Genomic DNA, 328 nt, shown 5'->3' on the forward strand with positions numbered 1-328 from the left:
AGTTCGTCGTGCGGCCGTACAAATTCGCCTTGAGCACGCCGCTGGCCAATCCGGCCGGCCTGGTCGAGCAGACCAAGATGACGGCCGATATCGGCCGCTTCTGGAAGGCCGGCGCCGGCTTCACCCTCGATGTGATCGCGCAAAACTTCGACGGCCTTCCGACCCCCAATTTTGGCAGGGAAACCACGCCGCAGATGGTCGACCTGATCACCACGGTCGCCATCGATTCGCAAAACTACGCCGATCCGGGCGACCCCACCTCGGAAACGCTGGCGTTCGCCGACATGGCGGTCGAGAACGGCGATCCGTTTCCCCAGGTGGAAGGGGA

At 63.7% G+C, this 328-nt stretch carries 1 protein-coding gene; it reads left to right on the forward strand.

Annotated features, from left to right (window positions below; translation table 11 throughout):
- Positions 1-328, forward strand: a 328-nt coding sequence (locus F2P45_RS34885; protein ID WP_166882734.1) for a hypothetical protein, incomplete at both ends; no start/stop codon positions are given.

The organism is Massilia mucilaginosa, from assembly GCF_011682145.1.
In the GTDB taxonomy this organism is placed as follows: Bacteria; Pseudomonadota; Gammaproteobacteria; order Burkholderiales; family Burkholderiaceae_D; genus Telluria_A; species Telluria_A mucilaginosa.